Raw genomic sequence first — 6,329 nt, 5'->3', positions numbered from 1 at the left:
CCGAAACTTGGGTTAACTTTGGAGGAATTGTACCGACTGACTTTGACCCTATTCATAATCCAGTCGGAGCTGGTCCATATAAAGTCAAAGAGTTTATTCCGGGGCAGCGTTCTGTTTTTACTCGTTTTAATAACTACTTTAAAGCAGACAAACCTTATGCAGATAGTTTTGAAGTGATTGATTTTAAAGATCAGGTCTCTCGATTAAATGCTTTATTGGCTGGACAAATTGATGTAGCAAATGCGATTTCACCCGAATATATTAAAATTTTGGAGCAAGCAAAACACATTCAAACTATACGCTCTGCGACCAATACGCATAATAGTTTTGACTTTAATACTCAACAAGCGCCGTTTAATGACCCTAGAGTGCGTCAGGCATTTCGTTTAATTGCAAACCGAGAGGAGTTGGTACAGCGAGGCCTAAATGGGCAAGGTCGAATCGCCAACGATCTTTATTCACCGCAAGATCCTGCCTTTCTCAATTTGCCGCAGCGCCAACAAAATATTGCCGAGGCAAAAAATCTATTAGCCCAAGCAGGCTTTAAAGATGGTTTGAGTGTAGAGCTTGTTACCCCAGTAAGTAGCGCTCAACCTGCATTAATTTTTGCCGAGCAAGCGAAACAAGCCAATGTGAATATTCGAGTTAAACAAGTGGATTTTGCAACATTTAATGGCCCTGACCGCAGTAAGTGGCAGCTATCGAGTAATGCGACCAATGTCGGCACGCCCTATTTATCGACGGCCGTTGTTAATGATGCCCCAATTTCCACGACCAACCGTGTGAACTTTAAAGACCCTGAATATAGTGAGCTATTTTTTAAAGCACTGGCAGAACCTGATTTAGCCAAACGCAAAATCCATTTAGCGCAAGCACAAAAAATTCAACATGAACGTGGTGGAATGCTCATTTGGGGATTTAGCCATACGATTGACGCAGCAGCTAATAATATTGGTGGTTTAGCTCCTGAACATACGATTTTTCCAACATGGCGCTTTGAAAAACTCTGGAAAGCTTAATACTCATCTGTACTCACAATATAAAAAAAGCTGCCGATGCAGCTTTTTTTATGGGGGCATAATTATTTAGGCACTGTAATCACAGAGAGTTTATCTACGCCTACACGTTCAATACTTGCCAATAATTTTGCAACAGTTCCATAAGGTACAGTCTCATCAGCATTTAAATTTAATGCTAATTTAGGGTTACTGCTTTTACGTGACTTTATTTCTTGTTCAAAGTTCGCAAGGGTAACCTTATCTTTATCAAGGAATATTTCACCTTGTGGATTTACACTAATCACCACAGCTTTGTTTTGATCTGTCGATTGAGTTGGAGCCGCTTTTGGTAAGTTTACTTTCACCGTATTTGTTAACAAAGGAGCTGTCACAATGAATACAATGAGTAAGACCAACATGACATCGACTAACGGCGTAATATTAATTTCACTGACGACATCGTCTTCTTGAGAGGTAGAAATTGCCATTATGCAAATACTCCTTTCTCTTTCACTTCTTTAGCAGAATTATCTTTAAGCGCCGTATTACCAGTCGTACCTTTTTTTGCAGTTGGTAGTTGGAATCCTGCTTTTTGATTTAGGCTCACGAAGTCCGTTGCAAAATCATCAAGATCTGCGCCAATAGTTTTTACTTTACGCACAAAGTAGTTATAGGCAAGCACCGCAGGTACAGCAACTGCAATACCAATACCTGTTGCAACCAGTGCCTCTCCAATTGGTCCAGCCACGACATCCATGCTTGCATTACCTGAATGAGCAATCGCTTGTAATGCATGAATAATCCCAAATACTGTACCGAACAGACCAATAAATGGGGCGTTATTTCCAATAGAAGCCAGTAAAGCTGAACCTTTTTCTAATTGGCGGCGCTCAGTTAGAACTTGTTTACTTAAATGGCGCTCTAATAAGTCCTGACGGCTCCAACTGTTTTGTAAGTCTTGATGCGTCTTTTCATCTGCTTCAATTAAAGTCTGAAACCCTGTATTAGCCACTCGTGCTGCTGGGCCTTCACCAAGTTCAGACTTAGTTACTGCATCTGATAAGTTTTTTGCTTTCCAAAACTCTTCTACAAAAAGCTTACTTTGTTTTGTTGCTCGTTGCGTCTGGACCACTTTAACCACAATCAACACCCAAGTCACAATTGAGAAAGCAACTAATAACCAGATCGTGCCGTCATGGATCAATGAATTAATATCTGACATGAAAATATCCTCTTAATTTAAATTTTATTTCGGTAATTGATAATGAATTGGAACATCGACCCAGCCTTCTACAGGGGTTTTCCCTTTTAGCGCAGGTGAAAATTTCCATTGCTTTACTGTTCTTACGGCAGCACTGTCTAGAAGTTTTTTTCCACTACTTTGCTTGACACTGACCGTATCAGGACTGCCATTTGCTAATACTTTGACCCGTAAAATGACTGAGCCTTCCCAACCACGTTCTAAAGCTTGTTCAGGGTATTCAGGTGCAGGGTTACTGAGATATCCGGCATAACCTTTGGCTTCAGTCACAGGTAAATTGTCATCTGACGCTTTTACAGGCTCAGCAACTTTTTTAACTGGTTCTGCGACTACTTCTTTTGTGACCACAGGTTCTGCAACTTTTTGTGGAGTGGGCTCAGCCACCGCTTTTGCAACTGGCTTAGGTTGTTCCACACTTTTTTGGACAGGTTTGGGCTGTTCCACTTGTTTAGGAATTGGCTTGAGTTTTTCCACCACAGGTGGAACTTTTGGCTTTTCAGTAATCGGTGGAATTTTGGGTTCAATCACTTTAGGAGGTTCAACCGGTTTTACGATTTCAATCACCACAGGTTCTGGTTTATGAATATCTAAAGCTGGTGTCGGCAATTGTTTTGCAACATACCAAATTCCAAGATGTGCTGAAGCAACCGCAATAATTGCGATTAAGACTTTATTCAGCTTCACTGGAGCAGCTTGAATAACGTCTTGATCATGCCGTGCAAACGGATCTGCAATTTCAGTTGTGGCTGCAACTGTCGCAAATTGCTCAAAGAGCAAAGCCCGCTTATGGGGATTAAAGATTTGATCACGCATAAAAATTTAAACTAAAAATAAAAGATTAAGTCGTAAATTGCACAAGCCATGCCAAAACTATAAGTTATTATTTTTTATTAATTTAATTTGTATTTTTTAAATGATTGATACAAAAGATGTTGGTTTTCAGACAGTGTTATGCTGTTCAAACAACAAGATCCCTTTGATATCGCAAAGGGATCTAAGTTTATTATTTTAATTTATATCCTACTAAGGGTAAGACTTCTTCAGCTACTCGATATGCTTCTTCTAAATGCGGGTTACTGGCTAGAATAAAATGTCCCACCCCAATATCAATATATTCTTGCAAACGTTCTGCCACTTGCTCATAGCTCCCGACTAAAATACAGTTTGGGCCACCTCGTACATTTGACATTCCCGCCCACACATTCGGACTCACAAATAAGTCTTCAAAACGGTTACCCTGTGCTAAGGCTTGCTGGCGCTTCGCTCCTACAGATTCAGTGTCTTTGCGTTCAAAAGCATTACTATCAACAGCAATGGTTTCATACATTTGTTTAAGTTCTTGGAAGGCTTGTTCTTGGGTTGGTCGCGCTAAAATATCAATACGCATACCAAATTTAACTTTGCGTTCCGGCGAGTTCTGCTCAAAGAAATTTTGTGCCTGTTCGATCACTTTTTTCTGTTGGTCTACAGGTTCGCCCCAAGTTAAGTGGATATCTGCATGACGTCCTGCGACTTGTAAAGCCGCATCGCTTGCACCTGCTAACCATAAGCGTGGAACGTCATATTGATTCATTGGGTATTTTAGGCCACCTTGTTCAACATGGAAAAACTTTCCATCGTAATTGAAAGGTGCGTGGTGTGAATAACCTTTCACAAATTCTAAAAATTCATTGGTTCGTGCATAACGTTGATCATGTTCAATAAAATCCCCATACGCGCGTTGTTGTGCACCGCCTCCCCCTGAAATCACATTCCACTCTACTCGTCCCTGACTCAAGCGCTGCAAACTTGCAGCCATTTGGCTTGCATAAGCAGGATGAATAAACCAAGGTTGAATTGCGATGAGCAAACGAAGTCTTTTTGTTTCTCTTGCCAGTGCAGACGCTAACACCCATGGTTCTTCAGTATGTGGAAAAGCAGGAATGAGTGCGCCGTGAAAACCAACAATATCGGCTGCTTTCGCTACTTGCTCGACATAGTCATAGTAAGCGAATAACTGATCTTCATGTTGCGGTGCAACACGTTGTGGAGATTGAACTGCTGGAGTTAATTGATTCCATTCACCGCGTGTGTGTAATTGATGTGCTCGACGACCATCCCCATGAACAGGGATTCTCCATAAAAACTCAACTGACATAATGAATCTCGATAATTTAAAGATTTGACGATATTTAATTCGTTAAAAGTCTTATGAGCAGGAATCATGCCGTTATTTTTTTAAATTAATTTTTAGCTATAGTACTGTTTTATATAAATATTAAAAAATCGAGTTTAAAGGCTGTGTTGATATTTCAACACTTAAACGCTAAAGAGTGTCCCAATCACAACACAACGGTGGCATTTAACCTCAATAATAATTCTAAAAAATTATAATTAATTGATTTATTTAAAATAATTTTATTGGCGTGGTTCTTGCTCAATACCCCTATATTTTTTAATTCTTATGATGATATGCGTATTTTTCCACGTTTAGTTTTAGGTTTTAGTTTTTTGGGTCTTGTTGCTTGTGGCGCACAAAAAACAGAAGAGAACACCCCAAAACAGTCTGAACAGCAACAACTCCGAATTGCTGTCGTTGCCAATGGTACTTCGGGTAGTTTGGACTTCATTGGTGTTCCACAACTCATTTCACAAGATCAAATTTTTCTAAAAGCATTAAAGCAAAATCACATTGAATTGAAATGGGAACCTGTGACCACTGCTGCTGTAGCAACTCTGGTTAATGAAAGTTTTCTAAATAATAAAATCGATTTTGCTTTTTATGGAAACCTTCCTGCTGTAGTCCTTAATGCCACAGGCGTTAAGACACAAATTGTTGTACCCGGAGGTATTGGTAATAACGTCTACCTTATCGTTCCAGAAAATTCACCTATTAAATCTATTGAAGAATTAAAAGATAAAAAAATTGCACTACACCGTGGCCGTCCATGGGAAATTAACTTTGGGCAACTCATACGAAGTAAAGGATTAAGCTTAAAAGACTTTCAAATTGTGAATTTAAACCCGCAAGCTGGGGCTGCTGCTTTATCTGCCAAAAGTGTAGATGCCTTTTTTACCTTAAGTGATGCACTTACTTTACAAGATCGCCATTTGGGTAAAATTATTTGGTCATCACAATCTTTGCCAGCAGACTGGAAAATGCGTGCCGAACTCTGGGGTAGCAAAAGTTATATTGAGCAACATCCAGATACCACACAATTACTTGCTGATGCGACAGTACGTGCAATGGACTGGATTGCGCACCATCAAGATGAGTTTCAGCAAAGTCAAACCAAGTTTGGCCAACCTCTTAGTGTGATTCAACGTGAAAGCCAGAACACGGCAAGCACATGGCAACAAGACTGGTCTCCAGACTATCAAGTCGACTTTCTGAAACAGCATTATTCAAAAGTCATTGATCATGCTGTGAAAAATCAGCTTATTCAAACCCCAATCAAAGCAGATGAACTGTTGAATCCGAAGTTTACCCATCAAGCGATTCAAAATTTACAGACGAATCATGCTTCAAATAAGCAGGGAAACTAGACAATGAAAATACTAGTAAAACCACTTATTGAGCAAAATAATGTTTTATTTAAAACCCCACTCCGTAAGAAAGTGACTTCTAAAAAGGTGTATGGGCTGCTCTCTGTGATTTCACCCTTATTAGTATTACTCATTTGGCATTTGATCAGTTCTTTACAGATTTTCCCAACCCAAATTTTGGTGCCGCCTAAAACTGTCTGGAATACTTTTATTGCGTTGTTACAAAGCGGTGAGCTTCAAATGCATCTCAAAGATAGTCTTTCTCGTCTGTTTTTGGGATTTTCTATCGCAGCAATCAGCGCAATTGCTTTTGGTATTGCCTACGGGGCAAATACTCTCTTTCGCAATTACACCTATATTTTATTTAACGTTTTTTATCAAATTCCAATCTTTGTCCTTATTCCTATTTTTATTTTAGTTTTTGGGATTGGTGAATTATTTAAAATTTTACTGATTATTAAGGCCTGCTTTTTCCCGATTGCGTTAGCAACGGCCGATGCAGTCAAAAATATTCCCAAAAAATATATTGAATTAGGACAAATCTA

At 39.4% G+C, this 6,329-nt stretch carries 7 protein-coding genes; 3 read left to right on the top strand and 4 right to left on the bottom strand.

The genetic code is table 11. The features are described 5' to 3' along the window. On the top strand, nucleotides 1–1,019 hold a 1,019-nt coding region (locus tag UC75_RS19970), incomplete at its 5' end, for an ABC transporter substrate-binding protein (protein ID WP_228137050.1). A 62-nt stretch (nucleotides 1,020–1,081) separates the two neighbouring features. On the opposite strand, the gene UC75_RS03275 is transcribed toward UC75_RS19970, so the two are convergent. From UC75_RS03275 to UC75_RS03260, 4 genes are all read right to left on the bottom strand, one after another. Next, nucleotides 1,082–1,486, bottom strand: coding sequence for an ExbD/TolR family protein (locus UC75_RS03275; protein WP_001018517.1), 405 nt, complete (start codon nucleotides 1,484–1,486; stop codon nucleotides 1,082–1,084). Continuing rightward, a complete protein-coding gene (locus UC75_RS03270) occupies nucleotides 1,486–2,220 on the bottom strand; it encodes a MotA/TolQ/ExbB proton channel family protein (RefSeq protein WP_004701581.1) in 735 nt (244 codons plus the stop codon). Before UC75_RS03270 ends, UC75_RS03275 begins: the two co-directional genes overlap by 1 nt. A 24-nt stretch (nucleotides 2,221–2,244) precedes the next feature. Next, nucleotides 2,245–3,072: an energy transducer TonB gene (locus UC75_RS03265; protein WP_049836668.1), complete on the bottom strand. Its 828-nt coding sequence runs from the start codon at nucleotides 3,070–3,072 to the stop codon at nucleotides 2,245–2,247. A 190-nt stretch (nucleotides 3,073–3,262) separates the two neighbouring features. Then, a complete protein-coding gene (locus tag UC75_RS03260; RefSeq protein WP_031379819.1) occupies nucleotides 3,263–4,396 on the bottom strand; it encodes an LLM class flavin-dependent oxidoreductase in 1,134 nt (377 codons plus the stop codon). Between the two features lie 314 nt (nucleotides 4,397–4,710). On the opposite strand from UC75_RS03260, the gene UC75_RS03255 reads away from it, so the two are divergent. Next, entirely contained in the window at nucleotides 4,711–5,784 is a 1,074-nt protein-coding gene (locus tag UC75_RS03255; RefSeq protein WP_049836667.1) for an ABC transporter substrate-binding protein, read from the top strand. A gap of 3 nt (nucleotides 5,785–5,787) precedes the next feature. Further along, nucleotides 5,788–6,329 (top strand): ABC transporter permease (locus UC75_RS19965; RefSeq protein ID WP_228137049.1); only part of this gene is annotated, 542 nt, incomplete at its 3' end.

Origin of the sequence: Acinetobacter sp. V2 (assembly GCF_001188385.1) — a bacterium.
Classification (GTDB): Bacteria; Pseudomonadota; Gammaproteobacteria; order Pseudomonadales; family Moraxellaceae; genus Acinetobacter; species Acinetobacter oleivorans.
This window is presented reverse-complemented; position numbering and strand designations above follow the sequence as displayed.

What these genes read in the sequence shown, in the direction of transcription:
- UC75_RS03275 (WP_001018517.1), bottom strand. Translation starts at nt 1,486, where the DNA reads ATGGCAATTTCTACCTCTCAAGAAGACGATGTCGTCAGTGAAATTAAT.
- UC75_RS03260 (WP_031379819.1), bottom strand. Translation starts at nt 4,396, where the DNA reads ATGTCAGTTGAGTTTTTATGGAGAATCCCTGTTCATGGGGATGGTCGT.
- UC75_RS03255 (WP_049836667.1), top strand. Translation starts at nt 4,711, where the DNA reads ATGCGTATTTTTCCACGTTTAGTTTTAGGTTTTAGTTTTTTGGGTCTT.
- UC75_RS03265 (WP_049836668.1), bottom strand. Translation starts at nt 3,072, where the DNA reads ATGCGTGATCAAATCTTTAATCCCCATAAGCGGGCTTTGCTCTTTGAG.
- UC75_RS03270 (WP_004701581.1), bottom strand. Translation starts at nt 2,220, where the DNA reads ATGTCAGATATTAATTCATTGATCCATGACGGCACGATCTGGTTATTA.